The organism is Thauera aromatica K172, from assembly GCF_003030465.1.
In the GTDB taxonomy this organism is placed as follows: domain Bacteria; phylum Pseudomonadota; class Gammaproteobacteria; order Burkholderiales; family Rhodocyclaceae; genus Thauera; species Thauera aromatica.
In genome coordinates this window covers 2,040,820-2,053,954 of sequence record NZ_CP028339.1, presented here as the reverse complement: position 1 = coordinate 2,053,954, position 13,135 = coordinate 2,040,820, and the positions used below count along the sequence as shown (strand labels likewise).

The 13,135-nt window shown below is 63.7% G+C and carries 14 protein-coding genes and 1 tRNA gene; all 15 read right to left on the bottom strand.

What is annotated here, in order from left to right; translation table 11 throughout:
* Nucleotides 1-68: 68 nt before the first annotated feature.
* On the bottom strand, nt 69-2,090 hold the full coding sequence (nuoL, locus tag Tharo_RS09715; protein ID WP_107221004.1) for an NADH-quinone oxidoreductase subunit L: 2,022 nt from the start codon (nt 2,088-2,090) through the stop codon (nt 69-71).
* A gap of 12 nt (nt 2,091-2,102) precedes the next feature.
* Nucleotides 2,103-2,408: an NADH-quinone oxidoreductase subunit NuoK gene (nuoK, locus tag Tharo_RS09710; RefSeq protein ID WP_004304479.1), complete on the bottom strand. Its 306-nt coding sequence runs from the start codon at nt 2,406-2,408 to the stop codon at nt 2,103-2,105.
* A 58-nt stretch (nt 2,409-2,466) separates the two neighbouring features.
* Nucleotides 2,467-3,072, bottom strand: a complete 606-nt coding sequence (locus tag Tharo_RS09705) for an NADH-quinone oxidoreductase subunit J (protein ID WP_107221003.1) — start codon at nt 3,070-3,072, stop codon at nt 2,467-2,469.
* Nucleotides 3,073-3,102: 30 nt separating this feature from the next.
* Nucleotides 3,103-3,588, bottom strand: a complete 486-nt coding sequence (gene nuoI, locus Tharo_RS09700) for an NADH-quinone oxidoreductase subunit NuoI (protein WP_107221002.1) — start codon at nt 3,586-3,588, stop codon at nt 3,103-3,105.
* A gap of 7 nt (nt 3,589-3,595) precedes the next feature.
* Nucleotides 3,596-4,645, bottom strand: coding sequence for an NADH-quinone oxidoreductase subunit NuoH (nuoH, locus tag Tharo_RS09695; RefSeq protein WP_107221001.1), 1,050 nt, complete (start codon nt 4,643-4,645; stop codon nt 3,596-3,598).
* Nucleotides 4,645-6,984: an NADH-quinone oxidoreductase subunit NuoG gene (gene nuoG, locus Tharo_RS09690; RefSeq protein WP_107221000.1), complete on the bottom strand. Its 2,340-nt coding sequence runs from the start codon at nt 6,982-6,984 to the stop codon at nt 4,645-4,647. The genes nuoH and nuoG overlap by 1 nt, the downstream gene beginning before the upstream one ends.
* A complete protein-coding gene (gene nuoF / locus Tharo_RS09685; RefSeq protein ID WP_107220999.1) occupies nt 6,978-8,282 on the bottom strand; it encodes an NADH-quinone oxidoreductase subunit NuoF in 1,305 nt (434 codons plus the stop codon). Before nuoF ends, nuoG begins: the two co-directional genes overlap by 7 nt.
* Nucleotides 8,283-8,293: 11 nt before the next feature.
* Nucleotides 8,294-8,773, bottom strand: coding sequence for an NADH-quinone oxidoreductase subunit NuoE (gene nuoE / locus Tharo_RS09680; protein ID WP_107220998.1), 480 nt, complete (start codon nt 8,771-8,773; stop codon nt 8,294-8,296).
* Between the two features lie 98 nt (nt 8,774-8,871).
* Nucleotides 8,872-10,125 carry an NADH-quinone oxidoreductase subunit D gene (locus tag Tharo_RS09675; protein WP_107220997.1) on the bottom strand — a complete coding sequence of 418 codons (1,254 nt, stop codon included), beginning with the start codon at nt 10,123-10,125 and terminating at the stop codon, nt 8,872-8,874.
* The gene (locus tag Tharo_RS09670) at nt 10,118-10,723 is read right to left on the bottom strand and encodes an NADH-quinone oxidoreductase subunit C (RefSeq protein WP_107220996.1); all 606 of its coding nucleotides are present in this window, start codon (nt 10,721-10,723) and stop codon (nt 10,118-10,120) included. The genes Tharo_RS09675 and Tharo_RS09670 overlap by 8 nt, the downstream gene beginning before the upstream one ends.
* 14 nt (nt 10,724-10,737) lie before the next feature.
* Nucleotides 10,738-11,214 carry a NuoB/complex I 20 kDa subunit family protein gene (locus Tharo_RS09665; RefSeq protein ID WP_002926530.1) on the bottom strand — a complete coding sequence of 159 codons (477 nt, stop codon included), beginning with the start codon at nt 11,212-11,214 and terminating at the stop codon, nt 10,738-10,740.
* Between the two features lie 3 nt (nt 11,215-11,217).
* The gene (gene ndhC, locus Tharo_RS09660) at nt 11,218-11,592 is read right to left on the bottom strand and encodes an NADH-quinone oxidoreductase subunit A (RefSeq protein WP_075149062.1); all 375 of its coding nucleotides are present in this window, start codon (nt 11,590-11,592) and stop codon (nt 11,218-11,220) included.
* Nucleotides 11,593-11,696: 104 nt separating this feature from the next.
* Nucleotides 11,697-11,781 (bottom strand) — tRNA-Leu (locus Tharo_RS09655).
* 66 nt (nt 11,782-11,847) lie between these two features.
* Nucleotides 11,848-12,207: a preprotein translocase subunit SecG gene (gene secG / locus Tharo_RS09650; protein WP_107220995.1), complete on the bottom strand. Its 360-nt coding sequence runs from the start codon at nt 12,205-12,207 to the stop codon at nt 11,848-11,850.
* A 39-nt stretch (nt 12,208-12,246) separates the two neighbouring features.
* The gene (gene tpiA / locus Tharo_RS09645) at nt 12,247-12,984 is read right to left on the bottom strand and encodes a triose-phosphate isomerase (protein WP_107220994.1); all 738 of its coding nucleotides are present in this window, start codon (nt 12,982-12,984) and stop codon (nt 12,247-12,249) included.
* Nucleotides 12,985-13,135 lie beyond the last annotated feature (151 nt).

The following is a 13,135-nucleotide window of genomic DNA, read 5'->3' as shown; positions in this document are numbered from 1 at the left end:
TGCGCCAGGCATGGCGCGTTCGATCTTGTTATGTGTTTCCGTCCCTGCGTGCCCACTGCGCACCGGTCTCAGCCGCGGTTGAACCAGTAGGTGAGCAGCACGAACACGCCGATGATCATCATGAAGGCGTACTGGTAGAGGTGACCGGTCTGGAACAGGCGCGACATTTGCGCCACCCAGCCCACCAGCTTCGCCGAGCCATTGACCGCGATGCCGTCGATCAGGCCCTGATCGCCCCCCTTCCACAGACCCTTGCCGAGCAGGCGTGCGCCGCCGGCGAAGACGATCTCGTTGAAGCGGTCGAAGAAGTACTTGTTCTCGAGCAGGCTGTGGATCGGCCGGAAGGTGCGCTGGATCGCCGCCGGAATGCCCGGACGGACCAGGTAGAAGAACCAGGCCAGCACCACCCCGCCCATCGCCAGCCAGAACGGCGCGGTCTGCAGGCCATGCACCGCCATCGCCACCGGACCGTGGAAGGCCGCCTCGAGCTCCTTCAGGCCGACGTGGTTGTCGCCGACGAAGATCACGCCCTTGAACCATTCACCGAACAGCATCGGCTCGATGGTGAAGAAGCCGATCAGCACCGAGGGGATGGCGAGCAGGACCAGCGGCAGCGTGACCACCCACGGCGACTCGTGCGGCTTCTGCCCCGGGGCGAGGCCGTGGTGATGGTCGACCGACGGCTCCTCGTCGTCGTGATCGCCGTGATGGTCATGATGCCCGTGCCCGTTGCCGAAGCGCTCCTTCCCGTGGAACACCAGGAAGTACATGCGGAACGAGTAGAACGCGGTGACGAACACGCCCAGCAGCACGCAGAACAGGGCATAGCCGGCACCGGGGATGGTCGACGCATGGACCGCTTCGATGATCGAGTCCTTGGAGTAGAAACCGGCGAAGAAGGGGAAGCCGATCAGCGCGAGCGAACCGAGCAGCGAAGTCAGCCAGGTCACCGGCATGTACTTCCACAGCCCGCCCATGTTGCGCATGTCCTGGTCGTGGTGCATGCCGATGATCACCGAACCGGCACCGAGGAACAGCAATGCCTTGAAGAAGGCATGGGTCATCAGGTGGAACACCGCCGCCGAGTAGGCCGACACCCCCAGCGCCACGGTCATGTAGCCGAGCTGGGACAGCGTCGAATAGGCGACGACGCGCTTGATGTCGTTCTGGACGATGCCGAGAAAGCCCATGAAAAGCGCGGTGGTGGCGCCGATCACCAGGACGAAGGAGAGCGCGGTGTCGGACAGTTCGAACAGCGGCGACATCCGCGCCACCATGAAGATGCCTGCGGTGACCATGGTCGCGGCGTGGATCAGCGCAGAGATCGGAGTCGGGCCTTCCATCGAGTCGGGCAGCCAGACGTGCAGCGGCACCTGGGCCGACTTGCCCATCGCGCCGATGAACAGACAGATGCAGATCGCGGTGATCAACGGCCAGCCGGTGACGGCCATTTCGGTGACCGACAGTTCCTGCGCCTGGGCGAACACTTCGGCGTAGTTCAGGCTGCCGGTGTAGGCGACGATCAGGCCGATGCCGAGGAGGAAGCCGAAGTCGCCGACGCGGTTGACCAGGAAGGCCTTCAGGTTGGCGTAGATCGCCGTCGGCCGGTCGTACCAGAAACCGATCAGGAGGTAGGAGACGAGGCCCACCGCTTCCCAGCCGAAGAACAGCTGGAGGAAGTTGTTGGACATCACCAGCATCAGCATCGAGAAGGTAAACAGCGAGATGTAGCTGAAGAAGCGCTGGTAGCCGGGGTCTTCGGCCATGTAGCCGATGGTGTAAATGTGCACCATCAGCGACACGAAGGTCACCACCAGCATCATCATCACGGTCAGCGAGTCGATCAGGAAGCCGACTTCGAAGGTGATGCCTCCCGCGACCATCCAGGTGTAGAGCGTGCCGTCGAAGGTGTTGCCCGCAGCCACGTCCTGATAGATCACCACCGACAGGGCGAAGGCGATCGCCACGCCCAGAATGGTGACGATGTGCGCCCCGGCACGCCCGATCGTCTTGCCGAACAAACCGGCCAGAATCGCCCCGGCGAGCGGCGCCAGCGGCACGAGAAGATAAAGTGTCTGCATGTCCGTCATCGTGACGCTTCCTTAACCCTTGAGGCTGTCCAGATCATCCACATGGATCGTGCGCATGTTGCGGAACATGACGATCAGGATCGCCAGGCCGATCGCGGACTCGGCCGCTGCGACGGTGAGGATGAAGAAAACGAAAACCTGGCCGGCGATGTCGCCCAGATAGTGCGAGAAGGCGACGAAGTTCATGTTGACCGACAGCAGCATCAGCTCGATGGCCATCAGCAGCACGATCAGGTTCTTCCGGTTGAGGAAGATCCCGACCACGCTGATCGCGAACAGGATCGCGCCCAGGATGAGGAAATGGGAAAGCGAAAGCATCTGTGACTCCCTGATCGCGCCGGCGCATGACCGGCGCGGTTCTTGTTCGCGTGCTGCGTCAGTCTTGTTTTTCGGCCTGCATCTTCACCAGCTCGACGCGGCCTTCGCGCTTCACCGCGACCTGCTCGGACGGCGGGATCGACTTCAGCCCCTTGCGCTTGCGCAGCGTCAGCGCCACCGCGGCGACCATCGCCACCAGCAGCACCAGCGAGGCGAGCTCGAACGGATAGACGTAGTCGGTGTAGAGCACGCGGCCCAGTTCGCGGGTGTTGCTGTAGGTCTCGGCCGCGGCGGGCGGAGCCGGCATCGCGTCGAGGCCGAAGTACGGGCCGCCGAGCACCAGGATCATCTCGATCAGCATCAGGATGCCGACCAGCGCGCCGACCGGCAGATAGCTCCAGAAGCCTTCGCGCAAACGATCGAGATTGATGTCGAGCATCATCACCACGAAGAGGAACAGCACCATCACTGCGCCGACATACACCATCACCAGGGTAACGGCGAGAAACTCGGCCTGCAGCAGCAGCCACAGGCCGCCGGCGTTGAAGAAGGTCAGCACCAGGAACAGCGCGGCATGCACCGGGTTCCGGACGGTGATCACCCTCAGCGCCGCGAGCACCATGATTGCGGCGAGAAAGTAGAAGACGAAGGTCTTGAATTCCATGTTCCTGAATGGCGCCGCAGCGCCCTCCCCTTAGCGGTACTTTGCGTCCTGCTCGCGGTCGGCCGCGATCTGGGCCTCGTTGCGCTCCCCCACCGCCAGCAGCATCTGCTTGGTGTAGTAGAGATCGCCACGCCGTTCGCCGTGATATTCCAGCACCCGTGTCTCGACGATGGCATCGACCGGACAGGCTTCCTCGCAGAAGCCGCAGAAGATGCACTTGGTGAGGTCGATGTCGTAGCGCGTGGTCCGGCGCGAACCGTCCTCGCGCTGTTCGGACTCGATCGTGATCGCCATCGCCGGGCAGATCGCCTCGCACAGCTTGCACGCGATGCAGCGCTCTTCACCGTTCGGGTAACGGCGCAGCGCGTGCAGACCGCGGAAGCGGTTGCTCTGCGGGGTTTTTTCTTCCGGATACTGGACGGTGATCTTGCGCTGGAAGAAATGCCGTCCGGTCAGGGCCATGCCCTTGACGAGTTCCTTCAGGAACAGACTGCCGATGTAATCCTTGGCACCCATGGTCTTCTCAACTCCAGATCGACAGCGGCGACATCATCCACACCGCCACTACAAACACCCACACCAGGGTCACCGGGATGAACACCTTCCACCCCAGGCGCATGATGTGGTCGTAGCGGAAGCGCGGGAAGGTGGCACGCGCCCACAGGAACAGCAGCAGGATGAACGCGGTCTTCAGCGCCAGCCAGTGGAAGCCGTCGGGCAGGAAGCCGACCGGCGACAGCCAGCCGCCGAGGAACAGGATCGAGGTCAGGATCGACACCAGGATCATGTTCGCGTACTCGGCGAGGAAGAACAGCGCGAAGGTCATGCCCGAGTACTCGACCATGTGACCGGCGACGACTTCGGCTTCGCCTTCGACGACGTCGAACGGGGCGCGGTTGGTCTCGGCGATGCCCGAGATCACGTACACCACGAACATCGGCAGCAGCGGCAGCCAGTTCCACGACAGGAAGGACAGGCCCATGTCGTGGAAACGGCCCTGGCCCTGCGAAGTGACGATGTCGGTGAGGTTGAGGCTGGCCGAAATCAGCAGCACGCAGATCAGGGCGAAGCCCATCGACACTTCGTAGGACACCATCTGCGCCGCAGCGCGCATCGCCCCGAGGAAGGGGTATTTCGAGTTCGACGCCCAGCCGGCGACGATCACGCCATAGACTTCCATCGAGGTGATCGCGAGCAGGAACAGCAGGCCGGCATTGACGTTGGCGAGCACCAGGCCGTCATCGAAGGGAACCACCGCCCAGGCCGCCAGCGAAGGGGCGATGGCGAGGATCGGGCCGAGGATGAACAAGCCCTTGTTGGCCCCGCTCGGGACGATGATTTCCTTGAACAGCAGCTTCATGCCGTCGGCGATCGGCTGCAGCAGGCCCTTGGGACCGACGCGGTTGGGGCCGATGCGGACCTGCATGTAGCCGATCACCTTGCGCTCGGCAAGGGTCAGATAGGCCACGCAGATCATCAGCGGAGCGATGATCGCGACGATCTTCGCCAGCGTCCACACCGCACTCCAGGCAGGGCCGAAAAATTCGGCGACAGGTTGCAGCATCGCTTCCATCAGACACGCTCCACGCTGAGTTCACCGCTCATCGCGCCGAGCGCAGCGGTCGAGGGATGCGCCGCCGCGACGCGCACGCAGCCAGCGGCAAGGCCCGCGTCCGCCTGAACGGTCAGTTCCGCGTGCCCGCCTCCCTGGACGACTCGAATCTTCTGCCCGGCCGCAAGCCCGAGCACGGCAAGCGTCGCCGGGGCGATGCGCGCCACCGGGGCAGCGGCATCGCGCGTCTTCTGCAGCGAAGGAGCACGCCGCACGAGGGCATCGGCGAAATAGATCGGCACGTCGGCAACGCGCTCGAGGGCATTCGCCGCCGCGCCGGCGGAGGACACCACCACGCCTTCGATGCCGTTGTCGAGCGCCGCGGCGAGATCGGCCGGCAGGGCCTGGGCCCGGACCGCTTCGGAATCGTCGAAGCCGAAGCCTTCGAGCGACAGCAGGTTGCCGAGCACGCGCAGCACCTTCCAGCCCGGGCGCACTTCGCCCAGCGGGCGGGCCACCGCGGTGAAGCTCTGGACGCGGCCTTCGCAGTTGACGAAGGTGCCCGAAGTTTCGCTGAAGGGCGCGATCGGCAGCAACACATCGGCGACTGCGCGCAGCGCAGGGGAATCGAAGGCCGACAGTCCCACCACCAGCTGCGCCGAACTCATCGCCGCCATCGTCGCTGCGGGGTTGGCGAAATCCAGGTCGGGTTCGGCGCCGAGCACGACATAGGCCTTGCGCGGCTGCTCGATCATCGCTGCGGCATCGAGGCCGTCGGCGGCCGGCACCGCACCGGCAAGATAGCCGCCGACGCTGTTGGCGGCCTCGCCGATGAAGCCGAAGCTGCCGCCGCTGAGACGGGCGATTTCCTGCGCGAGCATCTGCAGTTCGCTGGCGCGGCCGTGCTGGGCGGCGAGGCTGCCCAGCCACACCGCAACCTTGCGTCCGCTGGCGAGGCTCTGGGCGATCGCCAGCGCTTCGTCGGCGACGGTGTCGGGCAGTTTGCCCAGCAGCGCGGGGCTGACTTCGCCCCCCTTTTCACGCGCCAGCGCGACCACCACCTGGGCGAGCGTGGCGACCATCGCCGAGGGCGCGACCAGCGCCCGGTTCCGGACCGGGATCAGCCACTCTTCGGCATTCGGGCCGATCGCGCTGACGTGCAGGCCCTTCTTCGCCGCCTGGCGCACGCGCTGGGCGAGCAGCGGCGCATCCTTGCGCAGGAAGCTGCCGACCACGAGCAGGCGGTTGAGATCGCCGACACCGGCGACCGGCATGCCCAGCCAGGGGACCCCGACCCTTTTGCCGTCGGCGCGGAAATCGGCCTGGCGCAGGCGGAAATCGACGTTGTCCGAGCCCAGTCCGCGCATCAGCTTCTGCAGCAGGTAGAGCTCTTCGACCGTCGAATGCGGCGAGGCGAGCGCACCGAGGGCGGCCGCGCCATGATCCTTGGCGATCCCGCGCAGCCCGGTGGCGGCGAATTCGAGCGCAGCCTGCCAGTCGACCGCCTTCCACTGCCCGCCCTGCTTGATCATCGGCGTGGTCAGGCGCTGCTCGCTGGCGAGCGCTTCATAGGAGAAGCGGTCCTTGTCCGACAGCCAGCATTCGTTGAGTTCTTCGTTTTCAAGCGGCAGCACGCGTTTGACCACGTCGTGCTTGGTCTGGACGATCAGGTTCGCGCCGAGCGAATCGTGCGGGCTCACCGACTTGCGCCGCGACAGCTCCCAGGTGCGTGCGGCGAAGCGGAACGGCTTCGAGGTCAGGGCGCCGACCGGGCAGAGGTCGATGATGTTGCCCGACAGTTCGGTGTCGATCGTGCGCTCGATGAAGGGCATGATCTCCGCATGCTCACCGCGGAAGGCCTGGCCCATTTCCATCTCGCCGGCGATTTCGGTGGTGAAGCGGACGCAGCGCGTGCAGTTGATGCAGCGCGTCATGTCGGTGGAGACGAGGGCGCCGAGGTTCTTGTTGAACACGACGCGCTTTTCTTCCTGGTAGCGCGAAGCGGAAGAACCGTAGCCGACGGCCAGATCCTGGAGCTGGCATTCGCCGCCCTGGTCGCAGATCGGGCAGTCGAGCGGGTGGTTGATGAGGAGGAACTCCATCACCCCTTTCTGCGCCTTCACCGCCTGCTCGGAGTGGGTCCATACCTTCATGCCGTTGGTCACCGGCGTGGCACAGGCGGGCAGCGGCTTGGGCGCTTTCTCGACCTGGACCAGGCACATCCGGCAGCTGGCGGCGATGGACAGCTTCTTGTGATAGCAGAAGTGCGGGATGTAGGCCCCGGCCACCACGGCTGCATCCATCACAGTGCTGCCGTCATTGACCTGGACCTGCTTGCCGTCGATTTCGATCTCTAGCATGACGGGCTCACGTAGATTTGGCTGCCGGCGTGCTGCACTTCGGGCGGCACGAGGCACTTCTTGTTTTCGATGTGGTATGCGAACTCGGCACCGAAGTGCTTGATGAAGCTTTGCACCGGCATCGAGGCGGCGTCACCCAGCGCACAGATGGTGCGGCCCATGATGTTGCCGGTGACCGAATTGAGCAGATCGAGGTCGTCCGGGCGGCCGAGGCCGTGCTCGATGCGATGCACGACGCGGTACAGCCAGCCGGTGCCCTCGCGGCACGGCGTGCATTGGCCGCAGGACTCCTCGAAGTAGAAATACGACAGCCGCTCGAGCGCCTTCACCATGCAGGTGGTCTCGTCCATGACGATCACCGCGCCCGAGCCGAGCATCGATCCCGCCTTGGAGATTGAGTCGTAATCCATCGTGCAGTCCATCATCACGCTGCCGGGCAGCACCGGCGACGAGGATCCGCCGGGAATCACCGCCTTCAGCTTGCGCCCACCGCGCATGCCGCCGGCCATCTCGAGCAGTTCGGCGAACGGCGTGCCGAGCGGGATCTCGTAGTTGCCAGGACGATTGACGTGGCCCGAGATCGAGAACAGCTTCATCCCGCCGTTGTTGGGCTTGCCGAGCTCGAGGAAGGTCTCGCCACCCATGTTGAGGATGAACGGAACGGAAGCGAAAGTTTCGGTGTTGTTGATCGTGGTCGGCTTGCCGTACAGGCCGTAGCTCGCCGGGAACGGCGGCTTGAAGCGCGGCTGGCCCTTCTTGCCCTCGATCGATTCGAGCAGCGCGGTTTCTTCGCCGCAGATGTAGGCACCGTAGCCGTGATGGGCGAAGAGTTCGAAGGAGAACTCCGAGCCGAGGATGTTCTGGCCGATCAGGCCGGCAGCGCGTGCTTCGGCAAGCGCCTCTTCGAAACGCTGATAAACCTCGAAGATCTCGCCGTGGATGTAGTTGTAGCCGCGCGCCGCGCCCATCGCATAGGCCGCGATCACCATCCCCTCGATGACGCTGTGCGGGTTGTAGCGCAGGATGTCGCGGTCCTTGAAGGTTCCCGGTTCGCCCTCGTCCGAGTTGCAGGCGAGGTACTTGTCGCCGGGGAAGGAGCGCGGCATGAAGCTCCACTTCAGGCCGGTCGGGAAGCCCGCGCCGCCGCGGCCGCGCAGCACCGAAGTCTTCAGCTCGGTGATGATCGCGTCCTGGGAAATATTCTCGGCGATGATCTTCTTCAGCGCCGAATAGCCGCCGCGGGCGAGGTAGTCCTGGAGCCGCCAGGTGCGGTCGCCGTCACAGCCGGCGAGGATCATTCCTTGCGTGCTCATTTCTTGTCCAGCTCGGCCAGAATCTGGTCGATCCTCTCGGTGGTCATCCAGCTGCACATGTGATGGTTGTTCACCAGCAGCACCGGGGCGTCGCCACAGGCGCCCATGCACTCGCCTTCCTTCAGCGTGAACTTGCCGTCGGGCGTGGTCTCGTTGAAGTCGATGCCGAGCTTGTGCTTGAGGTAGTCGGCGGCATGGACGCCGCCGGACAGCGCACAAGGCAGGTTGGTGCACACGGTGATCTTGTGCCGACCGACCGGCTCGAGGTCGTACATGTTGTAGAAGCTCGCCACCTCGTAGGCGGCGATCGCCGGCATGTCGAGATAATCGGCCACGAACTCGATGAGTTCCTTCGGCAGCCAGCCCTTTTCCACCTGCGCGATCCGCAGCGCGGACATCACCGCGGACTGCTTCTGCTCGGGCGGATATTTTGCGATCTCTCGATCGATCTGTTGCAGCGATTCCTGGCTCAGCATGTCGTCTTGATCTTCCGGATAGCCTGCCGATTCTTGTTTGATACCGTGGCGCCCGCAGGCGCCGATTCCCTTCGTACGGACGCGCGCGGCACTTTCGCTCAGCGGTCGATTTCGCCGAACACCACGTCCATCGTGCCGATGATCGCGACCACGTCGGCGATCATGTGGCCGCGGGCCAGTTCGTCCATCGCCGCGAGGTGGGCGAAGCCCGGCGCGCGCAGCTTCAGGCGATACGGCTTGTTGGCCCCATCGGAAACGGCATAGACGCCGAACTCGCCCTTCGGATGCTCGATCGCGGCATAGACTTCGCCCTTCGGCACGTGCATGCCTTCGGAGAAGAGCTTGAAGTGGTGGATCAGCTCTTCCATGTTCGACTTCATGTCCGCACGCGCGGGCGGGGCGACCTTGTGGTTGTCGGTGATCACCGGCCCGGGATTCTTGCGCAGCCAGTCGATGCACTGGCGGATGATGCGGTTGGACTGGCGCATCTCTTCCATGCGGCACAGATAACGGTCGTAGCAGTCGCCGTTCTTGCCCACCGGAATGTCGAAGTCCATGCGGTCGTAGACTTCGTAGGGCTGCTTCTTGCGCAGGTCCCAGGCGATGCCCGAACCGCGCAGCATCGGGCCGGTGAAGCCCCACGCCAGCGCCTGCTCCGGCGAAACGACGCCGATGCCGACGGTACGCTGCTTCCAGATCCGGTTGTCGGTGAGCAGGGTCTCGTATTCGTCGCAGTAGGTCGGGAAGCGGTCGGTGAAATCTTCCAGGAAGTCGAGCAGCGAGCCTTCGCGGCTGGCGTTGAGCTCGCGGACCGTCTTCTCGTTCTTGAACTTGTTGACCTCGTACTTCGGCATCCGGTCAGGCAGGTCGCGATAGACGCCACCCGGCCGGTAGTAGGCCGCGTGCATGCGCGCGCCGGACACCGCCTCGTAGACGTCCATCAGGTCTTCGCGCTCACGGAAGGTGTACAGCACCATCGTCATCGCGCCGATGTCGAGCGCGTGGGTGCCGATGTTGAGCAGGTGGTTCAGAATCCGGGTGACCTCGTCGAACATCACGCGGATGTACTGGGCGCGCTCCGGCACCTGAACGCCGAGCAGCTTCTCGATCGCCATGCAGTAGGCGTGCTCGTTGCACATCATCGAGACGTAGTCGAGGCGGTCCATGTAAGGCACCGACTGCACCCAGGTGCGGGTCTCGGCGAGCTTTTCGGTACCGCGGTGAAGCAGGCCGATATGCGGATCGGCGCGTTCGACGACTTCGCCATCCAGCTCCAGCACCAGGCGCAGGACGCCGTGGGCGGAAGGATGCTGCGGGCCGAAGTTGATCGTGTAGTTGCGGATCTCAGCCATGGCCGACGTCCCCGTAGTTCTCTTCGCGCACGATGCGCGGCGTGTTCTCGCGCGGCTCGATGGTCACCGGCTGATAGACGACCCTGCCCTGCTCCGGGTCGTAGCGCATTTCGACATAGCCCGACACCGGGAAGTCCTTGCGGAACGGATGACCGACGAAACCGTAGTCGGTGAGGATGCGGCGCAGGTCGGGGTGACCGGCATACAGGATGCCGTACAGGTCGAAGGACTCGCGCTCGAACCAGTTGGCGCTCGGCCACACATCGACGACCGAATCGACCACCGGGAAACCGTCATCCTCGGCGAACACCCGCACGCGCAGCCGCCAGTTGTGCCTGACCGAAGTCAGATGGGCCACCGAAGCGAAGCGCCGACCTTCCCACGGAGCATTGCCGTAAGCGGAATAATCGAGCCCGGAAATGTCGATCAGCTGATCGAAGCGCAGCTCCTCATGGTCGCGGAGCTTGCGCACGATGCGCAGGTACTCGGCGGCGGCGACTTCGATCGTGAGCTCGCCGCGATCGAGCACCAGCGACCGGATGCGGTCGCCGAACACATCGCGCAAGGTCTGGCTCAGGCGTTCAAGTTTGACACTCATGTCTGGGACACCCTTCAGCGCGCAATCGTATTGGTGCGCTTGATCTTGTTCTGGAGCTGCAGAATGCCGTAGATCAGCGCCTCGGCCGTCGGCGGACAGCCCGGCACATAGACGTCGACCGGCACGATCCGGTCGCAACCACGCACGACCGAATAGGAATAGTGGTAATAGCCGCCACCATTGGCGCAAGAGCCCATGGAAATGACCCAGCGCGGCTCCGACATCTGGTCGTAAACCTTGCGCAGCGCCGGCGCCATCTTGTTGCACAGCGTCCCGGCCACGATCATCAGATCGGACTGGCGCGGACTGGGCCGGAACACGACGCCGAAGCGGTCGAGGTCATAGCGCGAACAGCCCGCATGAATCATCTCCACCGCACAACAGGCCAGACCGAAGGTCATCGGCCACAAGGAACCGGTGCGCGTCCAATTGATGACCGCATCGAGCGAGGTGGTAACGAACCCCTCGCGGAAGACGCCCTCAATGCTCATGCATTACTCCCAGTCGAGTGCGCCGTTTTTCCACTCGACGATGTACCCGATGACCAGAACCGTGAGAAAGACCATCACCGAGCCGAACACGAACCAGGCCAGCTCGCCGGCGGCAATGAATTCCTGAAAGACCGTCGCCCACGGAAAGAGGAAGGCGATTTCGAGATCGAACAGAATGAAGAGAATGGCGATCAGGTAATAGCGAACATCGAACTTCATGCGGGCGTCTTCAAACGCCTCGAAGCCGCATTCGTAGGGAGAGAGCTTTTCGCCGTCAGGGCGATAAGGCGCGAGAAGTCGCCCAAGAATGACAGGAGCAAGCCCGAAACCAAGTCCAACGAGAATGAACACCAATACGGGAAAATAATTTTCCAGCATGTTCAGAAACCCCCATTGCGTTCGACAGCGTCAACGATGCGCTGCAATTATTGTTTTGGCTGCTCTGCATGGAAACGCCCGCATTTGCGGGCGTTTCCGGAATATGGTGCCGACGATGAGACTCGAACTCATACGGCTTTCGCCACTACCCCCTCAAGATAGCGTGTCTACCAATTTCACCACGTCGGCGCTTCGTTCAGAAAGCCAAAGAATTATACGGGTTTTTACGCAGTGCGCAAAGACTCGCACGCATAATTATTTGGGAATCGACTGTGCCGGAGAGGTATCCACCGGAGCACTCGGAGCGGCCGGCATCTGCTCGCCGACAGGCGCGCCCTGCACCCCTTCCATGACACTGGAAGGCGCGGCCGGCTTGTTGCTGGCGAGATAGCTCAAGCCCAGGCTGGTGATGAAAAACACCGTCGCCAGCACCGCCGTCGTGCGACTCAGGAAGTTCGCCGACCCGGACGAACCGAACAGGCTGCCCGACGATCCGCTGCCGAATGCCGCCCCCATGTCGGCACCTTTGCCGTGCTGCACAAGAACGAGCCCAATGACCGCCAGACCGACCAGCACATGGACAGTGAGCACCAGGGAAAAAAGATAGTCGCCCATCACGAACCTTGAAAAAAGACCAACCGATTAAACAACCAATCAGGCCACATCCGCCGCAGCGCGGCAGATCGCCATGAAATCACCCGCCTCCAGCGACGCCCCGCCAATCAGGCCGCCATCGACATTCGCCGCCATGAAAATCTCGTGCGCATTCCCGGGCTTGACGCTGCCGCCGTACAGGGTCCGCACCGATTCCGCGTCGACACCATGCGCCGCGAGCCAGGCACGGATGCCGCCATGCACTTCGGCGATCTGCCCGACATCGGCCGAACGCCCGCTGCCGATCGCCCATACCGGCTCGTAAGCAAGCACGACGGACGACATCGCCGCCGCCCCCAGGACTTCGAGCACCGCCGCGAGCTGGCGCCCCACCACTTCCATCGCCTGCCCGGCGTCACGTTCGGCAAGCGTTTCGCCGACACAGACGATCGGCACCACCCCTGCTGCCAGCGCAGCATGCGCCTTGCGCCCGACGGCGAGATTCCCTTCGCCGAACAGCGCCCGGCGCTCGGAATGACCGACGATGACATAGCGGCAGCCGAACTCCGCCAGCATCGACGCACTCACTTCCCCGGTATAGGCCCCGGCCGCGAACTCGCTCACGTCCTGCGCACCGAGCGCCAGTCCGGCCGGCCGCTGCTGGAGCTGGGCGAGGTAGGGATAGGGGACGCACACCGCGATCTCCACTCCCGGGGCGGCCTCGAGGCGATCGAGCAGAACACGATTGGCGGCAAGGCTGCCATTCATCTTCCAGTTGCCGGCGACGAGTCTGATCATGTGGCGTAGTCATCTACAAGCTAAACCGATGGATTATAGAGTGCCGTGCCATGCCCCGCAAATCGGTCCCGCCGCTCGGACCCGCCGCTCCGCAGCGGCGGGTCCGGTACCGGGCGGGTATCGGGCGCTTGCACTGTGCTCGGAGTCGGAT

What these genes read in the sequence shown, in the direction of transcription:
- nuoF (WP_107220999.1), bottom strand. Translation starts at nt 8,282, where the DNA reads ATGATCCTCGCCGGCTGTGACGGCGACCGCACCTGGCGGCTCCAGGAC.
- secG (WP_107220995.1), bottom strand. Translation starts at nt 12,207, where the DNA reads ATGGGCGACTATCTTTTTTCCCTGGTGCTCACTGTCCATGTGCTGGTC.
- nuoG (WP_107221000.1), bottom strand. Translation starts at nt 6,984, where the DNA reads ATGCTAGAGATCGAAATCGACGGCAAGCAGGTCCAGGTCAATGACGGC.
- Tharo_RS09665 (WP_002926530.1), bottom strand. Translation starts at nt 11,214, where the DNA reads ATGAGCATTGAGGGCGTCTTCCGCGAGGGGTTCGTTACCACCTCGCTC.
- Tharo_RS09670 (WP_107220996.1), bottom strand. Translation starts at nt 10,723, where the DNA reads ATGAGTGTCAAACTTGAACGCCTGAGCCAGACCTTGCGCGATGTGTTC.
- ndhC (WP_075149062.1), bottom strand. Translation starts at nt 11,592, where the DNA reads ATGCTGGAAAATTATTTTCCCGTATTGGTGTTCATTCTCGTTGGACTT.
- tpiA (WP_107220994.1), bottom strand. Translation starts at nt 12,984, where the DNA reads ATGATCAGACTCGTCGCCGGCAACTGGAAGATGAATGGCAGCCTTGCC.
- nuoE (WP_107220998.1), bottom strand. Translation starts at nt 8,773, where the DNA reads ATGCTGAGCCAGGAATCGCTGCAACAGATCGATCGAGAGATCGCAAAA.
- nuoK (WP_004304479.1), bottom strand. Translation starts at nt 2,408, where the DNA reads ATGCTTTCGCTTTCCCATTTCCTCATCCTGGGCGCGATCCTGTTCGCG.
- Tharo_RS09705 (WP_107221003.1), bottom strand. Translation starts at nt 3,072, where the DNA reads ATGGAATTCAAGACCTTCGTCTTCTACTTTCTCGCCGCAATCATGGTG.
- nuoL (WP_107221004.1), bottom strand. Translation starts at nt 2,090, where the DNA reads ATGACGGACATGCAGACACTTTATCTTCTCGTGCCGCTGGCGCCGCTC.
- nuoH (WP_107221001.1), bottom strand. Translation starts at nt 4,645, where the DNA reads ATGGAAGCGATGCTGCAACCTGTCGCCGAATTTTTCGGCCCTGCCTGG.
- nuoI (WP_107221002.1), bottom strand. Translation starts at nt 3,588, where the DNA reads ATGGGTGCCAAGGATTACATCGGCAGTCTGTTCCTGAAGGAACTCGTC.
- Tharo_RS09675 (WP_107220997.1), bottom strand. Translation starts at nt 10,125, where the DNA reads ATGGCTGAGATCCGCAACTACACGATCAACTTCGGCCCGCAGCATCCT.